Below are 19,218 nucleotides of genomic sequence, written 5' to 3'. Positions count from 1 at the left end.
CGGGCAGCCGGATCAGGCCGACACCTCGACCGGAGTCGCCTCCGCCGGAACGATGTTGACGGTCTTCCGGCCACGCTTGGTGCCGAACTGCACGGCGCCGGCGGACAGCGCGAACAGCGTATCGTCGCCGCCCCGGCCGACGTTCACACCGGGGTGGAAATGAGTGCCACGCTGGCGGACCAGGATCTCACCGGCGTTGACCACCTGGCCACCGAACCGCTTCACACCGAGCCGCTGGGAATTCGAGTCCCGCCCGTTCCGCGAACTCGATGCGCCCTTCTTGTGTGCCACGATCGAACTCCATTCAATGTCTTGGTCGTCTTGGGGCCCCGAAGATCAGCGGATGCCGGTCACCTTCAGAACGGTCAGCTTCTGCCGGTGTCCCTGCCGCTTGTGGTAGCCGGTCTTGTTCTTGAACTTGTGGATCCGAATCTTCGGGCCCTTCGTATGCTCGACGACCTCACCGGTCACGGTGACCTTGGCCAGCGCGTCCGCGCCCGTGGTCAGCAACGACTCGTCGACGACGAGCACCGGGGTCAGCTCGACCGAGGTGCCCGGATCACCGTCGATCTTCTCGACCTCGACCAGGTCACCGACCTCGACCTTGTACTGCTTTCCGCCGGTCTTGACGATCGCGTACGTTGCCATCGGACGGCTACCCTCTTCCTCGAAACGCTCGTACCAACTCTGTATTTCGCACGCCGGGCGCCCGCTAACCAAGCCGTACTCACACGGCTCGGCGGGTACTACACCCTACATGCGCCACGCGTCTCAGGCGCGGCAAAGCTATGCCGCCACCCGGCGACCGGGCCAGACTACGGGACCCCGCGGCCCATGGTCAAACCCGCCCTCACGTCTGCACATCCACCGGTGGCCCGGCCGGCCTGCCGGCCGCCCGGCGCCGCGGCCGACGTGCCAATACCGGCTCGGCATCGATCTCGACGAGAATCGGCCGTGGCGGCGGAGCGTCCGCGGAAACCACGAAGACGGTACCGGCGCCGTTCGCTGCGGTCGGCGCGGCCGCCGAGCGAGACACCCGACGTCGCCGACCGGACCGCTGCGGCGTCTCCGCAGCCATCGACCCGGTAGCGGTCACCGAATCCGTGACGACCGGTTCGGCGGTATCCGCAGGCTCCGTCGCCGCAACGTCGGGCACCTCGACACCTCCGTCCCCGGTATCGGACGCGTCGGTATCGAACCCCGCGTTATCGGTCGCCACCGCCGCCGGGCGGATCGGGTCGCCGTCGGAAACGACATCCTCCAGAACGACATCCTCCGGAACGACGCCGTCCGGCAACTCGTGACCGGCGGCCATGGCCAGCGCCACCGGATGCGCCCGCTTCACCGACGCATCCACATCGGTTGCGGCGACTGGCGGTGGCGGTTCGGCGGCGGCGCTCCGGTCGCGGCCACGACGACGCCGTCCGCCGGATTCGGCTCGGCCGGCAGCGCGCCCACTCGATTCCTCGCCACCGCTTTCCACCGGATAGCTGTGCACCACGATGCCGCGCCCGTGGCAGTGCTCGCAGGTCGTGGAAAACGCCTCGACCAGCCCGGTACCCAGTTTCTTCCGGGTCATCTGGACCAAGCCCAGCGAGGTCACCTCCGACACCTGATGGCGGGTCCGATCCCGACCGAGGCATTCGGTGAGCCGGCGCAATACGAGCGCTCGATTGGATTCCAGCACCATGTCGATGAAGTCGACGACGATCATCCCGCCGATATCGCGCAGCCGCATCTGCCGCACGATCTCTTCGGCCGCCTCCAGGTTGTTCCGGGTGACCGTCTCCTCCAGATTGCCGCCGGCGCCGGTGAACTTGCCGGTATTCACGTCGACGACGGTCATCGCCTCGGTCCGGTCGATCACCAACGTGCCACCGGACGGCAACCACACCTTGCGATCCAGCGCCTTCGCCAGCTGTTCGTCGATCCGGTGTGCGCCGAACACGTCCAGCTCGCCGGCCGAGGTGTAGCGCTCCAGCCGGTCCAGCATATCCGGCGCAACCCCACGAACGTACGACTCGACGGTCACCCAGGCTTGCTCGCCTTCGATCACCAGCTTGGCAAAGTCCTCGTTGAACAGATCACGCACGACCTTGACCAGCAGGTCCGGCTCCTCGTAGAGCGTCTTGGGATTGCCCTTGCCCGCGGCTGCGGCCGCTTCGGAGATCGTCGCCCACCGTTCTTGCAGCCGCTCGACGTCACGAGTCAGTTCCGCCTCGCTGACGCCTTCCGACGCGGTGCGGATGATCACGCCGGCGTCGGCCGGCACGATCTCGCGCAGAATCTCCTTGAGCCGTTTGCGCTCGGTGTCGGGCAGTTTCCGGCTGATCCCGGTCGACGTGCCACCCGGCACGTAAACCAGGAAACGACCGGCCAGACTGATCTGGGTGGTCAGTCGGGCACCCTTGTGACCTATCGGATCTTTACTGACCTGGACCAACACCTGGTCGCCCGGACGCAACGCCTGCTCGATCTTGCGCTCTTTGCCACCCAGCCCGGCGGCCTCCCAGTTCACCTCGCCGGCGTACAGCACCCCGTTGCGCCCGCGGCCGATGTCGACGAAGGCCGCTTCCATGCTCGGGAGCACGTTCTGCACTCGGCCGAGGTAGACGTTGCCGACCATCGACGCCTGGCCGGTGCTGGTTACGAAGTGCTCGACCAGCACCTTGTCTTCCAGCACCGCTACCTGGGTGATCGGCGCCACCGGCGCGTGCGGATCGGTGCCGGCGAAACTCTTCTCCCGGACAACCATGACCCGCTCGACGGCCTCACGCCGAGCAAGGAACTCGGCCTCGCTGAGAATCGGCGGGCGTCGTCGGCCCGCGTCTCGGCCGTCCCGCCGCCGTTGCCGTTTGGCTTCCAACCTGGTGGACCCGCTGATCCCCTGCACCTCGTCGGACGCAGCGGCGGTACGGTTCGCGCGCCCCTTGTTCCGGGGCTCGCGTTCATGCACCACGGTGTTCGGCGGGTCGTCCTCGGCGCCGGACTCTTCGGCCGTCTCGCTGCCGCTGCCCCGACGCCGACGCCGACGACGACGCCGACGGGTGGCGCCGTCGCCCCCGTCTTCTTCCGGCTCGGCCTCGTCGGCCTGCGCCTCCTCGGGCTCGGCTTCGTCGGCTTCCACGGCCGCGTCGTCGCCGGCCGGCTCGGCCGACTCCGTCTGGTCGGCTTCCAGGTCGGCGCCGGCGACCTCGGTGTCGCCGTCGCCGGCCCGATCCTTCTCGCCACGGCCACGACCGCGGCCACGACGGCCCCGTCGCCGACGGCGGGGCGCATTCCGACCATCCGGGTCTGCGTCGTCCCCGTCGTCGAGCGGACCCTGATCCAGATCGTCTGTGTCGACTCGCTCGTCGGGCTCGTCGATATCGGACTGAACGGGGTCGGACTCCACGGGGTCCGACTTGACCGGGTCGGAGCCGTCGTCCACCGAGTCGACACGCTCGCCTCGACCGGTGTCCGCACCGGTCGCTACCTCGGGCGCCTCGGCTTCCGCCGCCGCCCGGGCGGCGCGAGCCTGTCGCTCCGCTCGCCGACTACGGCGGGTTTCCTCGGCCGCAGCCATGTCCGGCTGGAGGAACACCGGCGCCGCAACTACCTCGGGAACGGGGTAGACAGCCGGTTCCGGTTGCGGTTCCGCGGCCGGGCTGGTGAAGAGTTGCACCGCGACCACGCTCGGCGGGGCAGCCTCCTGATCCGGCACGGGCGCCGGCTCCGGAGCGGACTCGACCGGCTCGGCGAGCGCGTCACGGACCGACTCGGCCACCACCCGGTCCAGGCTGGACGACGGACTTCGCACGTCCGAACCGAACGCGGACAACTGGGCCAGAATGCGCTTGCTGGTCACCCCGAGGCGTTTCGCCAGGGCATGGACCCGGATGCGGTCGGGCATCGCAGTCAGGTCGTCGTCCGTCGCTCCGGATGCGGATCTCTCCGCAGGTTGTGGGGTGGTGGAATCGGGCGGCTCATGATCGGCCACATGCTCTCCTCGGACCCCCGGGCGCGTGCGCCCAGGAGGGGCACGACGCGGCCACGCGGGGGTGTGGTCGTCACCTCATATCCGGCGGACACGAGGTAGTTCTGGTCGCGCGCCGGACACCCGTTCGCGCGGACTGGATCGAGCTGGTCCGGCGGGTGGGCACGCGGCGCCTGGCTGGCGGCACCTCGGCAGGAGCGCTGATCATCAAGCGTGCCGACACGGTCGGACCAAAATCCCGACGTTCGTGGCAGCGATGATCGCACATCACACCGCGGAGTCCTCCTTGATTGCCGCCACATCGATCATCTCGCGGGGGCAACCCGGATAAGTATCCCACATCACCCGACCGATCCGGTCCAGGCCGGCGCCGGATAGTGGGTGGGTCGGCTCAACCGAGCGCTGGGAACCAGATGTCGATCTCTCGTTTCGCCGATTCCACCGAGTCCGAACCATGCACCAGGTTTTCCTGCACCTCGAGCCCGAAATCACCTCGGATGCTGCCCGTCTCGGCCTTCGCCACCGGATCCGTGCCGCCGGCCAACTGCCGGAACGCGGCCACCGCCCGCGGTCCCGCCAACACCGCCGCGACCACCGGGCCCGACGTGATGAACTCGATCAACGAGCCGTAGAAGGGACGTTCGACGTGCTCGGCGTAATGCTCGGCCGCGACCTCCGCGGAGACGTGCCGCAGCTCCAGCGCGACAAGTCGCAGACCCTTGCGTTCGATCCGAGCCAGGATCTCCCCGGTCAGGCCGCGGGCTACCGCGTCCGGCTTCACAAGTACGAGTGTCCGCTCAGTCACGGCGCTCACAATACGCACCCACACCGGAGTAGCGAGCTACTGCGTACCGGGCAACTCGCCGCGAGCCATCCGCGCAGCGACCTCCCGACGGAGATGGAGCAGGTAAGCCCAGAGCACCATCGACACCACACCCATGACGCCGACCGCCGGATGGACCACGTAACCGGCGATGAACACCACCTGTAGCCCCAGGTTGTAGCCGAGCGCCCACCGACGACGCTGCAGCCCGGCACCGACGATCATCGCGGCCGCCAACAGCAGCAGGTACCCCACCCGCCACCAGGTGTAACCGGCACCCACGACCCCGACCACCGGGAGCGCCAACAGCACAACGATCGCCTCGATCACCAGGGTGGCGGCCATCACTCCGCGTAGTCCCCGCCAGGGATCGACCGCCGGGCGAGCCGTCGGCTCGCCGGTCACGCCGGCTCCTTGCCGAACAACGTGCGTGCCACACCCGCGGTGACGACCGAACCGGTGACCACGACACCGGCGCCCGACACCGGGTCACCCGGCTCGGCCACTTCCTCGGCGATCCCGATCGCGGTCTCGATGGCATCCGGCATGGTCGCCGCGATCACCACCCGTTCGTCGCCGAACCGCTGGACCGCAAGATCGGCCAGTTCGTCGATATCCATCGCGCGCGGTGATCCGTTTCCGGTGACCACCACGACGTCGAACACCGGCTCGAGCGCAGCCAGCATCCCGACCGCGTCCTTACCTGCCGAAACCGCGAGCACGCCGACCAAGCGACGGAAGTCGAACTCGTCCGTGAGCGCCGCCGCCAGGGCCCGGGCTCCGGCCGGGTTGTGTGCCGCGTCGACGAAGATGGTCGGCGCACTCCGCACCCGTTCCAGACGCCCCGGACCGGTCACCGCCGCGAACCCCGCGCGGACCGCATCGACATCCAGTCGGCGCTGCGCTCCGGCGCCGAAGAACGCCTCCACGGCAGCCAACGCAAGCACCGCGTTGTCCGCCTGGTGTGCGCCGTGCAACGGTAGGAAGATCTCGTCGTAGATCCCGCCGAGCCCCTGTAGCCGCAGCTGCTGGCCACCGATCGCGGTCCGGCGCTCGACCACCTCGAACTCGCTGCCGGCGCGAGCCACCGCCGCATCCACCTCGACCGCTCGACGCAACAGCACCTCCAGCGCCTCCGGCTCCTGCCGACCGATCACCGCGACGGTGTCCACCGGAACCAACGCATCCGGCGCCCGCTTGATGATCCCCGCTTTCTCCGCGGCGATCGTGGCGACGTCGGGCCCCAGATACTCGGTGTGGTCCAGCCCGATCGGCGTGATCACGGCCACCGGTGCGGTGATCAGGTTCGTCGCATCCCACCGGCCGCCCATCCCGACCTCGACCACCGCCACGTCCACCGGCGCCTCGGCGAAAGCCGCAAACGCCATCCCGGTGAGCACTTCGAACTTGCTCATCGGCGGACCGCCGGCCGCCACCGACTGCTGGTCGACCAACTGGACGTACGGCTCCAGGTCGCGATAGGTGTCGACGTAACGTCGATCGCTGAGCGGTGCGCCGTCGATGCTGATCCGCTCGGTACTTCGCTGCAGGTGTGGGCTGATGTATCGGCCGGTACGCCGATGCAACGCCACCAGCAGCGCATCGATCAGCCGCGTGACCGACGTTTTGCCGTTGGTGCCGGCCACGTGGATCGACGGGTAGGCCTGCTGTGGTGCGCCGAGCAGGTCCAGTAGCGCCGCGATTCGGGCGGTGGACGGCTCCAATCGGGTCTCGGGCCAACGCTTGTCCAGCTCCGCCTCGACCAGCGCCAACTCGGCGGAATCGACCACCCGCGCGGTCGCGGCACGCCCCGCCATATCCGCCGACTCGAACTCGGTCACGCGCGCTCGCTCCCGGCCTCGTCGTGGCCGAGCTCGGCCAACCTGGCGGTGATCCGCGCGACCTCCTCGGCCGCGAACTGCCGGCGCCCCCGCATCTTTTCGACGACGTCGGCGGGCGCCTTGGCGACGAAGGCGGCATTGTCGAGCTTGCCGGAGGTTCCGGCGAGCTCCTTACGCGCCGCGGCGAGGTCCTTGCCCAGCCGGTTGCGTTCGGCCACGAGGTCGACCGCACCGGACGTATCCACCTCGACGGTCACGGTGCCCGCACCGAGCCGGACCTCCAGGGCGGCGGTCGGCACGAACCCGGGGGCGGGCTCGGTGAGCGCAGCCAGCGCCCGAACCTGCGGTAGCTGGCCGCCGAGCGCGACCTCCTCCATCCCGACCAACCGAGCGGCGACCTTTTGCCGGTCCTTGAGTCCCTGGTCGCTGCGGAATCGGCGAATCTCGGTGATCAGCTTGCGCAGGTCCGCGATCCGCGTCGACGCCGCCGGATCGGCCGCCACCCCGGACGGCTCCGGCCAGGCCGCGATCACGACCGATTCACCGCCGGTGAGCGCTTGCCACAACGCCTCGGTGACGAACGGGATCACCGGGTGCAGCAGCCGCAACAGCACGTCGAGCACCTCACCGAGCACAGCGCGGGTGTTCTCGGCTCGCCCCGGCTCCGCGGCGGCAAGCTGCGCCTTCGCCAACTCCAGGTACCAGTCGCACAGCTCGTCCCAGGCGAAATGGTAGAGCGACGCACAGGCTTTGCCGAACTCGTAGGTGTCGAATGCCGTGTCAACCTCGGCTCGCACCTGCTCGAGCCGGTCCAGAATCCACCGATCCGCGTCGGTGAGCTGTGCCCGGGCCGGCACCGGCGCCGGCCCGGCCCCGTTGAGCAAGGCGAACCGAGTGGCGTTGAACAGCTTGGTGACGAATGCGCGAGAAGCACTGGCATGCGCCTCGCCGATGGACAGATCACCACCCGGCTGCGCACCGCGGGCCAGGGTGAAGCGCAGCGCATCGGCGCCGTAGAGCTCCACCCAATCGAGCGGATCGATCCCGTTGCCCCGCGACTTCGACATCTTCTTACCGAACTGGTCTCGGATCAGTCCGTGCAGGAACACATCCCGGAACGGCACCGGCGGTTCACCGGCAGGTTTGCCAGCGGTGATCGCCGGGTCCCGGTCGACGTAGGTGCCGAACATCATCATCCGGGCCACCCAGAAGAAGAGGATGTCGTACCCGGTGACCAGCACGCTGGTCGGATAGAACTTGGCGAGGTCCGGGGTGGCGTCGGGCCAGCCGAGTGTCGAGAACGGCCACAGCCCGGACGAGAACCAGGTGTCGAGGACATCCGGATCTTGGATCCACCCCTGCGGTGGTTCCTCACCCGGACCGAGGCACACCAGGTCGGCGCCGTCCGGCGAGTACCAGATCGGAATCCGATGTCCCCACCAGAGCTGCCGGGAGATGCACCAATCGTGCATGTTGTCGACCCAGCCGTACCAGCGGGGCTCGAGCGATGCCGGGTGGATCACCGTGTGTCCGTTACGCACCGCGTCTCCGGCGGCCTTCGCCAGCGAGTCCACCTTGACGAACCATTGCAACGACAGCCGCGGCTCGATCGGCTCGCCACTTCGTTCGGAATGCCCGACGCTGTGCAGGTAGGGACGCTTCTCGGCGACCACCCGCCCCTCGGCGGCGAGCCGTTCCCGCACCCGCACCCGGGCTTCGAATCGGTCCATCCCGTCGAACTCGGTTCCGGTGCCCTCGATCCGGCCGCACTCGTCCATGATCGTCGGCATTGGCAATCGATGCCGCTGCCCGATCTCGAAGTCGTTCGGATCATGCGCCGGGGTGATCTTCACCGCACCGGAGCCGAACTCCGGATCGACGTAGTCGTCGGCGATCACCGGGATCTGCCGGCCGGTAATCGGGTGATAGAGGGTGCTGCCGACCAGGTCCCGATAACGTTCGTCATCCGGATGCACCGCCACCGCGGTGTCCCCGAGCATCGTCTCCACCCGCGTGGTCGCCACGATCACGTGCGGCTCGTCATCGGCCAGGGAGCCGTAACGCAGCGACACCAGCTCCCCCTCGACCTCGGCGTGCTTGACCTCGATATCGGAGATCGCGGTCCGCAGCTGGGGCGACCAATTGACGAGGCGTTCCGCGCGATAGATCAGCCCGTCGTCGAAGAGCCGTTTGAAAACGGTCTGCACCGCGCGGGACAGGCCCTCGTCCATGGTGAACCGGTCTCGGCTCCAGTCGACACCGTCGCCGATCGCGCGCATCTGCCAGCCGATGGTGCCGCCGGACTCCCGCTTCCAATCCCAGACTTTTCGGACGAACAGTTCGCGGCCGTAGTCTTCCTTGGTCTTACCGTCCGCGGCGAGTTGCCGCTCGACCACCGCCTGGGTGGCGATGCCGGCATGATCCATCCCGGGCAGCCAGAGCACCGCATAGCCCTGCATCCGTTTCCGCCGGGTCATCGCGTCCATCACCGTGTGGTCGAGCGCATGCCCCATATGCAGACTGCCGGTGACATTCGGCGGCGGGAGAACGATCGAATAGCCCGGTCTCGCGCTCGTCGGGTCCGCAACGAAGTAGCCCGCATCGACCCAACGCTGGTACATCGACGCCTCTACCTCGGCCGGATTCCACGACTTCGGCAGCTGGGCATGGTTCGACGACTCGGTGGTAGCGCTGGTCACGCGCCGATTCTATGTGTCGATCGAGAACGGTCGCACCGAGGCCGCCGCATCGAAAGCGGACACGGAAAAAGGACGGGGCGTTCGGTGGATGAGGGACACCGAACAACCCGTCCTCTCCATCGAGAATAGCCGGACAGCCAGCACTCAGCCCCTATGCATCGAGTATTTTTCGGCTCGACTTGCAATCTCCGAGTCGGTTTTTCGACCGGTCGAGCGTTATCGATCGGTCGATCGCGGGGGCCCGAAGCCGTGTTACACCGCGCCGAGCCCGACCGATCCGCCGCGCGGGCGGGCAGCCGTGGGATCAGACCGTTCGACCGACCTGGCTGGCACCGATGTTATTCTCGAAATCACGGTCGGGGGGGCGGGCCGACGGCTCTCTCGAAGCGGTCGAAACCCTCGAAAGGATCGTCGACGATGACGGATTTTCTTTCCTTGCCGACGACGATTGCTCGCCAGACCGGCGACATCGCGCAAAGTCTTGCCGTGCTCACCCGACGCGGCATGCTCAATCCCCTACGACCGGACGAAGGCTTGCGCTCGATCCGGATCGCCAATCGATACGGACCGTTCGTCGCGGTCATGGACCGTGGGTTGCAGCTGCGCCCCGGTGCCGCCGCCATCATCGACGAGCGCGGCGCGCTCACCTTCGCCGAGCTGGACACCTTGTCCAATGCGTACGCACGCGGCCTCCGGGAGCTCGGCGTGCAGCCCGGCTCGGTGGTTGCCACGCTGTGCCGCGACCACCGCGGGATGGTGTTGTCGATGCTGGCCGCCGGCAAGCTCGGCGTCCGGCTGGTGCTGATGAACACTGGCTTCGCCAAGCCGCAGTTCGCCGCCGTCGCCGAACGCGAGCAGGTTCGGGCGGTGTTGCACGACAGCGAGTTCCTCGATCTGCTCGACGCTGTTCCCGCATCGATCCCGCGGGTGTTGACCTGGGTCGACGAGAAGGACGACGCAGACCCGACGCTGACCACAGTCGATACCTTGATCGCGGAGCACTCGTCGGCACCACTACCGACCCCAGCGCAGCCGGGCGGCATGGTGATCCTGACCAGCGGCACCACCGGAACGCCCAAAGGTGCACCCCGCGACAAGGTTTCGCCGTTGGCGGCGGCCCAGTTCATCGATCGGGTGCCGATCACCCGGGACGGCACGATGGTGATGGCGGCCCCGATCTTCCACGGCACGGGCCTGTCGCAGTTCTCGGTCGGGGTCGGCCTGGGCAATACCGTGGTGTTCCAGCAGCGCCGGTTCAATCCGGAGGCCACCTTGGCCAACATCGCCAAGTACCGGGCGACGACGCTCGTCGTCGTACCGACCATGCTGCAGCGGATCATCGATCTCGACCCGGAGATCCTGCGTCGCTACGACACGTCCTCGCTGCAGGTGATCTTCGCCGCCGGCTCCGCGGTCTCACCCGACCTGTCACGGCGCACCGCTCGCCAGTTCGGCAATGTGCTGTACAACCTGTACGGCTCGACCGAGGTCGCGGTCGCAGCGGTAGCTACCCCCGAAGACATGCGCCGTGCGCCCGGCACCGTCGGCAGACCGCCGGTGGGGTGCCGGGTGGCCATCTACGACGCCGAGCGCAACAAGATCACCGAGCCTGGTGAGGTCGGCACGATCTTCGTCTCCAGCGGGCTCAGCTTCGGCGGCTACACCGACGGCCGGCACAAGGAGATCGTCGACGGGATGCTCTCCAGCGGCGACGTCGGCCATTTCGACGAGCAGGGTTATCTGTTCGTCGACGGTCGCGACGACGACATGATCGTCTCCGGCGGCGAGAACGTGTTCCCGCTGGAGGTGGAGAATCTGCTGGCCGAGCGATCCGACGTGCACGACGCCGCCGTCGTCGGAGTCGAGGACGCCGACTTCGGCAAACGATTACGCGCTTTCGTCGTGCCCGGTCCGAACTCGAACCAGGACGCCCAAGAGCTCAAGGATTACGTCAAAGCCAACCTGGCCCGGTTCAAGGTGCCGCGGGACGTGGTGTTCGTCGACGAGTTGCCGCGCAACGCGACCGGGAAGGTACTGCGCCGTCAGCTGGAGACGATGGATATCTGAAACCGGCCGAGACCCCGGGATCGGTAGTCGGACTTGTCGATCCCGGGGTCTGGGTGACTACGGCTCGCCGACCACGTCGAGCTCGCCGGCGGCGTACTGCGCGCGCAGCCGCTTCTTGTCGAACTTGCCGACGCTGGTCTTCGGAACTTCGGCGATGAAGGTCCAGCGCTCCGGCAACTGCCATTTGGCCACCTTGTCGGCGAGATAGTCGCGCAGCTCGTCCGCCGAGACCTCGCTCCCCTCCCGCCGAACCACCGCGACCAGTGGCCGCTCGTCCCACTTCGGATCGGGCACACCGATCACCGCAGCCTCGGCGACGTCGGGATGCGCGATCACCTCGTTCTCCAGATCGACCGACGAGATCCACTCGCCGCCCGACTTGATCACATCCTTCGACCGGTCGACCAGGGTCAGGTAGCCGTTCGGGGTGATCGTGCCGACGTCGCCGGTGCGCAGCCATCCGTCGTGGAACTTGTCCGGATCCGTGACATTGCCGGCCGGGTCGTAGTAGGAGCCGGTGATCCACGGACCGCGCACCTCGATCTCCCCCCACGACGTACCGTCGTTCGGCACCGGCTGCCCGTCCTCGCCGACCGCGCGCGCCTCGACAGCGGCCGGGAACCGGCCTTGGCTGAGCCGGTATCGCCAGGCTTCCGCTCCCTCGGTGCCAGCCGGCGGACAGGCAACGCTGGCCAGTGGCGAGGTCTCGGTCATCCCCCACGCGTGCAGGATCGGCGCATCGAGCTTCTCGAACGCCTCCATCAACGACGGTGGCGCCGTCGAGCCACCGACGATCACCGCTCGCAGGTGCGAGATGTCCTGCGGGTTCGTCTGCAACCGGCCCAGCACCGCATTCCAGATCGTCGGGACCGCCCCGGCGAAGGTGGGCCGCTCGGCCGCCAGGATCTGCAGCAGCGGCTCCGGCTGCAGGAACCGGTCCGGCATCACCAGCGACGCGCCACACATCAGCGCCGAATACGGCAATCCCCACGCCATGGCATGGAACATCGGCACGATCACCAGGGTCTTGTCCCGATCCGACAGCGCCATCCCGTTGCCGGCGCACACCTGCATCGAGTGCAACCACATCGAGCGGTGCGAGTACACCACGCCCTTCGGATTACCGGTGGTGCCGGAGGTGTAACACATCGCCGCGGCGGTGCGTTCGTCGAGCACCGGCCAGTCGTAGGTCTCCGGCTGATCGGCCACCAGCTCGTCGTAGCCGTGCACCTGTACCCCGGCGGGCGCCTGCAGCTGGGCCGGATCACCGTTGGCCACGATCACGTGCCGCACCGCGGGCAGCTGCGGCAACAGCGGACCGAACAGCGGCAACAGCGAACCGTCCACGATGACGACGCGATCGTCGGCGTGCGCGACGATGTAGACCAACTGCTCGGGGAACAGCCGGATGTTCAGCGGGTGCAGTACCCAGCCGGCCGCCGGAATCGCGGCATAGGCCGCCATGTGCTCGTTGTTGTTCCACATGAACGTCGCGACCCGGTCGTCCTCGCCGACCCCGAGCCCGCGCAGCGCGTGGGCCAGCTTCGCGCTCTGGATGCCGAGGTCGCCGTACGAAAGCCGCCGCGACTCGGTTCCGGTCCAGGTACAGACCTCGGCCTCGCTCTGCGCGGTCGAGCCGTAACGGAGCAAGGTCGCCAGAGAAAGCGGTACGTCTTGCATCGTGCTGAGCATCGGAAATCCTCTCGCGGGGAGCGTTTCCCCGAGGTTACCGGCAGCAGCGCGACGATCAGGCCGACTTGTCGCGACGCTCTTGACGCGGCGGCTTACGGCCGACGATCGCCGGCAGCACGTTGTCCACGACGGTCTCTTCGGTCACGACGACCTTGGCCACGTCGTCCCGACTGGGTATGTCGTACATGACCGGAAGCAGCACTTCTTCCATGATCGCGCGCAGGCCGCGGGCACCGGTCCCCCGATGGATCGCCTGATCCGCGATCGCCTCCAACGCATCCTGGCTGAATTCCAGTTCGACACCGTCCATTTCGAACAGGCGAGTGTACTGCTTGACCAGCGCATTGCGCGGCTCGGACAGGATCTGCACCAGCGAATCTCGATCCAGATTTGTCACCGAGGCGACCACCGGCAATCGCCCGATGAATTCCGGGATCAGGCCGAACTTGATCAGATCCTCCGGCATCACCTCGGCGAAGCGGTCTGCGGTGTCGATGTCCGCCTTGGAGCGCACCTCGGAGCCGAAGCCGATCCCCCGTTTCCCGATCCGGTCCGAAACGATCTTCTCCAGCCCGGCGAACGCTCCCGCCACGATGAACAACACATTGGTGGTGTCGATCTGGATGAATTCCTGGTGCGGATGCTTGCGGCCGCCCTGCGGCGGGACACTTGCCTGGGTGCCCTCGAGAATCTTCAGCAAAGCTTGCTGGACACCCTCACCGGAGACGTCCCGGGTGATCGAGGGGTTCTCGCTCTTGCGCGCGATCTTGTCGACCTCGTCGATGTAGATGATGCCGGTCTCGGCCCGCTTCACATCGTAGTCCGCGGCCTGAATCAGCTTCAGCAGAATGTTTTCCACGTCTTCACCGACATAACCGGCCTCGGTCAACGCGGTCGCGTCGGCGATGGCGAACGGCACGTTCAGCATCTTCGCCAGCGTCTGCGCGAGGTAGGTCTTGCCGCAGCCGGTGGGGCCCAGCATCAGGATGTTCGACTTGGCAAGCTCGACCTGCTCGCCGCGCGCATCCCGACCTTTGTCCCCGGCCTGGATCCGCTTGTAGTGGTTGTAAACGGCGACGGCCAGCGTCCGCTTGGCCGGGTCCTGTCCGACGACGTAGTTTTCCAGGAACTCCCGGATCTCCGCCGGCTTCGGCAGTTCGTCCAGCTTGACCTCGTTGGACTCGGCCAGCTCTTCCTCGATGATCTCGTTGCAGAGGTCGATGCACTCGTCACAGATGTACACACCGGGACCGGCGATGAGCTTCTTCACCTGCTTCTGCGTCTTGCCGCAGAACGAGCACTTGAGCAGATCGCCGCCGTCGCCGATGCGCGCCATCTCCTGGTACCCCTACTTTCTGTTCACCTAAGCTGGTCGAGAGCAAAGGTCCTGATGAGACCGTACCCGTTACCCGGGAGCGGGGTCGACCCTTCTGACGTCGGTTCACACTCGCCGGCCCCGCTCCCGATTCGCGGGAACCCCAGCCTTCCTGGTGCCCGCCGCGCCGCCCCGCAATCCGCTGGTAACGGCGTGTCGCACACGCGGTCACCCACCGACCGGTCGCTACTTGGTCGCGCTCAGTTTCCGGTACTCGAAGACAGTGTCGATGATCCCGTAGTCCTTTGCCTCGGCCGCGGTCAAGATCTTGTCCCGATCGGTGTCTCGGCGGATCTGCTCGGCGGGCCGGCCGGTGTGTCGAGACAACGTCGATTCCATCAGCGTCCGCATCCGCTCGACCTCGGCCGCCTGGATCTCCAGGTCACTCACCTGTCCCTGGATCGCCCCACCGAGTGCCGGTTGATGGATCAGGACCCGAGCGTTGGGCAACGCGGCCCGCTTGCCCGGGGTGCCCGCCGCGAGCAGCACCGCGGCCGCGCTGGCCGCCTGACCCAGGCAGACGGTGGCGACGTCGGCCCGGACGTACTGCATGGTGTCGTAGATCGCCATCAGCGCGGTGAACGAGCCGCCTGGGGAGTTGATGTACATGGTGATGTCGCGGTCCGGGTCGAGCGACTCGAGCACCAGCAGCTGAGCCATGACATCGTTCGCCGAGGCATCGTCGACCTGCACGCCGAGGAAGATGATCCGCTCCTCGAACAGCTTGTTGTACGGGTTGGACTCCTTGATGCCGAAGCTGGAGTGCTCGATGAACGAAGGCAGGATGTAGCGCGATTGCGGGATCGGTTGAACCATCGTGGTCTCCAAGTCTGGGTGAGCGGTCAGTTGGCGGATGCGCGCGCTGAGGTCCGGGCGATGATCTGGTCCACGAAGCCGTATTCCAGACCTTCCTGCGCGGTGAACCAGCGGTCCCGATCCGCGTCCTCGGTGATCTGCTCGATCGTCTTGCCGGTGTGCAGCGCATTCAGTTCGTGCAGTTCCCGCTTGCTCTTGGTCAGCATCTCGGCCTGGATCGCGATGTCCGCCGCCGTCCCGCCGACCCCGGCGGACGGCTGGTGCATCAGGATGCGGACGTGCGGCAACGCATAGCGCTTGCCCTTGGTCCCGGCGGTCAGCAGGAATTGGCCCATCGAGGCGGCCATACCCATGCCGTAGGTGGCGACATCGCATTCGACGAGTTCCATCGTGTCGAAGATCGCCATCCCCGCGGTGACCGAGCCGCCGGGCGAATTGATGTAGAGCGAGATGTCTTTGACGGGATCTTCGGCAGCAAGCAGCAACATCTGAGCACACAGCTTGTTCGCGATATCGTCGTCGACCTGGGTGCCCAGGAAGATGATGCGCTCGCGAAGCAGCCGCTCGAACACCGAATCACTCAGGTTGAGCCCCGAGGTGGGCGACGTCATGGTGTACCTACTTTCTACTTCGGACCTTGCCGACACATGGCGTTGGCTCTCGTGTGACGGGTGACTCTGTGACGGTGACTTCGTGACCGTGACTCTTCGTACGGATCTGTTGCTACAGACCCTAACCAAAGCGGGCGGCGCCGGATGCCCGGCACCGCCCTACTTCGCTGACAGCGCAAACTTGATCGCGAAATCTCAGTTCGCGGTCGTGGCTTCCACGTCGGCGTCCGACGCGCTCGGCGAATCTCCATCGTCGACGTCCGCGTCGAGATCAGCCGCGGCATCGTCGGCCGAGCCGGCATCGGTCACGTCGGCATCGGGAGCGCCGGTACCGAACAGTTCGGCGGTGTCTACCTGGTTACCGGCGGTATCGGTCACCGTGACCCGCTCCACCACCGCGGCCAGCGCCTTGCCGCGGCGGACGTCGGCCAGCAGTGCACCGAGCTGGTTGTGCTGGCTCAACTGTTGGATGAACTGCTCCGGCGGCACCCCGTATCGCTGCGCCTGGAAGACGATCCGCTCGGTCAGGTCTTCCTGGCTGACCTGGGTGTCGCCCGCGTCGGCGAGGGCGTCGAGCAACAGCTGGGTACGTACCGACTGCTCGGCGTTGCTGCGGTTCTGCGCATCGAACTCCTCCCGCGTGGTGCCGTCCTCGGCCAGGAGCCGATTCAACGCTTCCTCGTCATGGTCGAGCGCATGCACCGCATCATGCAGCTGGGAGTCGACGGTGGCCTGCACCACCGCTTCGGGCAACGGGATCTCGACGGTGTCGAGCAGCTGCTCGAGCACCTTGTCCCGGATCTGCCCGGCTTGCTCGATCTGCTTCATCCGCCGGGCCCGAGTCCGCAGATCGTCCTTCAGCTCGTCGAGGGTGTCGAACTCGCTGGCCAGCTGGGCGAACTCGTCGTCCTCGGCCGGCAGCTCCCGCTCCTTGACGGTATTCACCGTGACGGTGACGACCGCGTCCCGACCGGCGTGCTCACCGGCGACCAGTTGTGAACCGAACTCCCGTGAACCGCCTGGGGCGAGGCCGACGATGGCCTCATCCAGGCCGGCGATCAGGTCACCCGAGCCCACCTCATGGGACAGCCCGGACGCGGAAGCCTCATCCACCGGGTTGCCGTCCACCGTCGCCGACAGATCGATCGACACGAAGTCGCCGTCCTGGGCGGCGCGCTCCACACCGGTCAACGTGCCGAAGCGGTGCCGCAACGAATCCAGCCGTTCAGCGACGTCGGCGTCGGTGACCTCGACCGGATCCACGGTTACCGTGAGCGCGTCGAAGTCGGGCAGGGCGATCTCCGGACGAACGTCCACCTCGGCGGTGAAGGCGATCTGCTGGCCGTCGTCCAGCTTGGTGACCTCGATATCCGGGCGACCGATCACCTTGATCTCGGCGGCGCTCACCGCCTCGTCGTAGCGAGCCGGCAGAGCGTCGTTGACCACCTGCTCGAGGATCGCGCCGCGACCGAGGCGAGCCTCGATCAGCTTGGCCGGGGCCTTACCGGGCCGGAATCCAGGCACCCGGACCTGCTGGGCCAGCGACTTGTAGGTGCGGTCGAAGTCCGGCTTGAGCTCCTCGAAGGGCACCTCAACATTGATCCGGACCCGCGTCGGGCTCAGCTGCTCGACGGTGCTCTTCACTGACATGGCTCCTTAGCGAGGGGTACGGGGTTCGCGCGGTCGGGTCTAGGTAAGCCTCTCGAGCTGCGGAGTAACGCACGATCCAACCACGTAACCCGCCCAGGCTATCGAATGTGCGACACCGTTCCGGCGGCGGTCCACCGTCGCGGCAGACAACCACGCGCTCACCTATCGACGCAGTCTGCTCAACATGTCATCGACCATCGCGATCTGCCGAGGCGGCGGGAGCCGGTCGGGTTCCAGCGTCGCCTGAACCAGGAGGCCGTCGACGGAGAGCGTCAGCTGCTCGGCGCACATCGCGACACTCGAGTTCGCCGCGATCTCATTGCGCTCCCGGGCCTGTTCGAGCGCATTCTCGAGAAGTGCCCGGAAGGCGGCGTATCCGTCTCGCTGTACCTGGCGAAGGTCCGGCCTGGTCGTCGCTGCGGACCAGAACGCCAACCACACTTTTGCCTCGGCGGCCCGGTCCGCGTCGAGGGGCAACGCGGCCAACAGCAACATGCGCACTGTTGCCAAACCACCCGGACTGGAATCGGCCAACTCGGCAATTCGCGGCGTGAGCGCATCCCACGCGTCCTGGATCACCGCGACGAGCATGGCTTCCTTGTCGGCGAAGTAGTGCGTTATCGCCGTGGTCGAACTGCCGATCTCGGCCGCCACCCGCCGAATCGTCGTCGCGTCGAACCCCTCCCGCGCAATGAGAGTTCTTGCGGCAGAGGTCACATCGGCACGACGCCGATCATGGTCGACAACGCGAGGCATGCCACCTATTGTAGTACAACATACGTTATGCAACGTTCGTTGTAGATCAACCGAAAGGTCCCGCGCCGATGCTGCTCCGAGTTGGAGTCTCCCTGATCCTGTTGTCGTTCATTCCTTGGCTGACCCTGGTCGTCGCACCGCTGGCCGGCGTGTCCCTGGCGAGCGGAGCGGGGCTCGTTGCCGCCGCTGTCGTCGTCGCCGAGATCATGTTCTGGAGCGGATTGGCCTTGGCCGGCAAAGACACCTGGCAATCTGTCAAGGCGAACGGACTCCGCCGCGCGCCACGGGAGCTGGCGCGAATACTGGTCGTGGGCCGCCCGGCGTCGTAACCGCCGAACGGTACGGCACAGCCACCGCAGGCCTGCCTCGCGGAGTTGCGGCGGGGATCTCGACGCCCATTCAGGGGGCTGGTGCCCGGCGACCGATCGGTCGCTGGTTCGAGTAAGCACGTTGTGGTCGGGGTACCCGGATTCGAACCGAGGACCTTTCGCTCCCAAAGCGAACGCGCTACCAAGCTGCGCCACACCCCGTGCCGACAGATCTTAGCGGACGTGTAGCACATACCTGCCACCGCATCCTCCCCGGAGGATTGAATCTGCGCCCCTCCGCTCACGAGACGGAAGCGGCACCCCGGGCAATTCACCCTATCGGCAAAGCGTTGCGGTGGCTGCGGTAGAGTCGGAACGCATCCGACATCGTGGCGATCCCGTCGATGTCGATGCCTGCGGGTGTAGTTCAATGGTAGAACCTCAGCCTTCCAAGCTGATGGTGCGGGTTCGATTCCCGTCACCCGCTCTCTTTCCAGCAGCACTCTGCCGAGCCACGACTCTCGTGCGTGAGGTCGGCCGTGCCGCCCAACCTCCTTTCCTCAGGTATCGAGCGGCTCGGCCGGACGCCGAGGATGCAATGGTG

At 66.9% G+C, this 19,218-nt stretch carries 15 protein-coding genes and 2 tRNA genes; 3 read left to right on the top strand and 14 right to left on the bottom strand.

What is annotated here, in order from left to right; all coding sequences use genetic code 11:
* Nucleotides 1-12: 12 nt before the first annotated feature.
* The 7 genes from rpmA to KV203_RS05910 form a co-directional block, all read right to left on the bottom strand.
* Entirely contained in the window at nt 13-291 is a 279-nt protein-coding gene (rpmA, locus tag KV203_RS05940; protein WP_066469101.1) for a 50S ribosomal protein L27, read from the bottom strand.
* A gap of 45 nt (nt 292-336) precedes the next feature.
* A complete protein-coding gene (rplU, locus tag KV203_RS05935; protein ID WP_066469104.1) occupies nt 337-648 on the bottom strand; it encodes a 50S ribosomal protein L21 in 312 nt (103 codons plus the stop codon).
* 202 nt (nt 649-850) lie between these two features.
* On the bottom strand, nt 851-3,892 hold the full coding sequence (locus KV203_RS05930; RefSeq protein WP_066469111.1) for a translation initiation factor IF-2 N-terminal domain-containing protein: 3,042 nt from the start codon (nt 3,890-3,892) through the stop codon (nt 851-853).
* A 475-nt stretch (nt 3,893-4,367) separates the two neighbouring features.
* Entirely contained in the window at nt 4,368-4,781 is a 414-nt protein-coding gene (gene ndk, locus KV203_RS05925) for a nucleoside-diphosphate kinase (protein ID WP_066469228.1), read from the bottom strand.
* A gap of 36 nt (nt 4,782-4,817) precedes the next feature.
* Nucleotides 4,818-5,144, bottom strand: coding sequence for a DUF4233 domain-containing protein (locus tag KV203_RS05920; RefSeq protein WP_083529948.1), 327 nt, complete (start codon nt 5,142-5,144; stop codon nt 4,818-4,820).
* A gap of 56 nt (nt 5,145-5,200) precedes the next feature.
* Nucleotides 5,201-6,616 (bottom strand): bifunctional tetrahydrofolate synthase/dihydrofolate synthase, encoded by a 1,416-nt coding sequence (gene folC / locus KV203_RS05915; RefSeq protein WP_066469231.1) that lies wholly within the window; start codon nt 6,614-6,616, stop codon nt 5,201-5,203.
* Between the two features lie 20 nt (nt 6,617-6,636).
* Nucleotides 6,637-9,339 (bottom strand): valine--tRNA ligase, encoded by a 2,703-nt coding sequence (locus KV203_RS05910; protein WP_066469116.1) that lies wholly within the window; start codon nt 9,337-9,339, stop codon nt 6,637-6,639.
* A 417-nt stretch (nt 9,340-9,756) separates the two neighbouring features.
* Here KV203_RS05910 and KV203_RS05905 point away from each other — a divergent pair, with 417 nt between their 5' ends.
* Nucleotides 9,757-11,406, top strand: a complete 1,650-nt coding sequence (locus tag KV203_RS05905) for an acyl-CoA synthetase (RefSeq protein ID WP_066469121.1) — start codon at nt 9,757-9,759, stop codon at nt 11,404-11,406.
* Between the two features lie 57 nt (nt 11,407-11,463).
* Here KV203_RS05905 and KV203_RS05900 read toward each other — a convergent pair whose 3' ends face one another.
* The 6 genes from KV203_RS05900 to KV203_RS05875 all read right to left on the bottom strand — a co-directional run bounded on the left by KV203_RS05900 (nt 11,464) and on the right by KV203_RS05875 (nt 18,306).
* Nucleotides 11,464-13,098, bottom strand: a complete 1,635-nt coding sequence (locus KV203_RS05900; RefSeq protein WP_066469123.1) for a long-chain fatty acid--CoA ligase — start codon at nt 13,096-13,098, stop codon at nt 11,464-11,466.
* 55 nt (nt 13,099-13,153) lie between these two features.
* Entirely contained in the window at nt 13,154-14,434 is a 1,281-nt protein-coding gene (gene clpX / locus KV203_RS05895) for an ATP-dependent Clp protease ATP-binding subunit ClpX (RefSeq protein ID WP_066469125.1), read from the bottom strand.
* Nucleotides 14,435-14,659: 225 nt separating this feature from the next.
* Nucleotides 14,660-15,289 carry an ATP-dependent Clp protease proteolytic subunit gene (locus KV203_RS05890; protein WP_066469127.1) on the bottom strand — a complete coding sequence of 210 codons (630 nt, stop codon included), beginning with the start codon at nt 15,287-15,289 and terminating at the stop codon, nt 14,660-14,662.
* A gap of 26 nt (nt 15,290-15,315) precedes the next feature.
* Nucleotides 15,316-15,900 carry an ATP-dependent Clp protease proteolytic subunit gene (locus KV203_RS05885; protein ID WP_066469129.1) on the bottom strand — a complete coding sequence of 195 codons (585 nt, stop codon included), beginning with the start codon at nt 15,898-15,900 and terminating at the stop codon, nt 15,316-15,318.
* A 195-nt stretch (nt 15,901-16,095) separates the two neighbouring features.
* Nucleotides 16,096-17,544, bottom strand: a complete 1,449-nt coding sequence (gene tig / locus KV203_RS05880; protein ID WP_066469234.1) for a trigger factor — start codon at nt 17,542-17,544, stop codon at nt 16,096-16,098.
* Nucleotides 17,545-17,712: 168 nt separating this feature from the next.
* On the bottom strand, nt 17,713-18,306 hold the full coding sequence (locus tag KV203_RS05875; RefSeq protein ID WP_083529949.1) for a TetR/AcrR family transcriptional regulator: 594 nt from the start codon (nt 18,304-18,306) through the stop codon (nt 17,713-17,715).
* Nucleotides 18,307-18,374: 68 nt separating this feature from the next.
* On the opposite strand from KV203_RS05875, the gene KV203_RS05870 reads away from it, so the two are divergent.
* Nucleotides 18,375-18,635 (top strand): transporter suffix domain-containing protein, encoded by a 261-nt coding sequence (locus KV203_RS05870; RefSeq protein ID WP_066469133.1) that lies wholly within the window; start codon nt 18,375-18,377, stop codon nt 18,633-18,635.
* A gap of 124 nt (nt 18,636-18,759) precedes the next feature.
* Here KV203_RS05870 and KV203_RS05865 read toward each other — a convergent pair.
* Nucleotides 18,760-18,836 (bottom strand) — tRNA-Pro (locus KV203_RS05865).
* 194 nt (nt 18,837-19,030) lie between these two features.
* Between KV203_RS05865 and KV203_RS05860 the strand changes: the two genes are divergently transcribed.
* Nucleotides 19,031-19,101: transfer RNA gene (locus KV203_RS05860), tRNA-Gly, on the top strand.
* Nucleotides 19,102-19,218 lie beyond the last annotated feature (117 nt).

It is taken from the genome of Skermania piniformis, from assembly GCF_019285775.1.
Classification (GTDB): domain Bacteria; phylum Actinomycetota; class Actinomycetes; order Mycobacteriales; family Mycobacteriaceae; genus Skermania; species Skermania pinensis.
This window is presented reverse-complemented; position numbering and strand designations above follow the sequence as displayed.

Bases quoted from the DNA above. Each gene is read 5' to 3' on its own strand.
- folC (WP_066469231.1), bottom strand. From the start codon at position 6,616: ATGGCGGGGCGTGCCGCGACCGCGCGGGTGGTCGATTCCGCCGAGTTG.
- KV203_RS05920 (WP_083529948.1), bottom strand. From the start codon at position 5,144: ATGGCCGCCACCCTGGTGATCGAGGCGATCGTTGTGCTGTTGGCGCTC.
- rplU (WP_066469104.1), bottom strand. From the start codon at position 648: ATGGCAACGTACGCGATCGTCAAGACCGGCGGAAAGCAGTACAAGGTC.
- KV203_RS05890 (WP_066469127.1), bottom strand. From the start codon at position 15,289: ATGGTTCAACCGATCCCGCAATCGCGCTACATCCTGCCTTCGTTCATC.
- KV203_RS05930 (WP_066469111.1), bottom strand. From the start codon at position 3,892: ATGCCCGACCGCATCCGGGTCCATGCCCTGGCGAAACGCCTCGGGGTG.
- KV203_RS05905 (WP_066469121.1), top strand. From the start codon at position 9,757: ATGACGGATTTTCTTTCCTTGCCGACGACGATTGCTCGCCAGACCGGC.
- KV203_RS05885 (WP_066469129.1), bottom strand. From the start codon at position 15,900: ATGACGTCGCCCACCTCGGGGCTCAACCTGAGTGATTCGGTGTTCGAG.
- clpX (WP_066469125.1), bottom strand. From the start codon at position 14,434: ATGGCGCGCATCGGCGACGGCGGCGATCTGCTCAAGTGCTCGTTCTGC.
- KV203_RS05875 (WP_083529949.1), bottom strand. From the start codon at position 18,306: ATGCCTCGCGTTGTCGACCATGATCGGCGTCGTGCCGATGTGACCTCT.
- KV203_RS05870 (WP_066469133.1), top strand. From the start codon at position 18,375: ATGCTGCTCCGAGTTGGAGTCTCCCTGATCCTGTTGTCGTTCATTCCT.
- KV203_RS05900 (WP_066469123.1), bottom strand. From the start codon at position 13,098: ATGCTCAGCACGATGCAAGACGTACCGCTTTCTCTGGCGACCTTGCTC.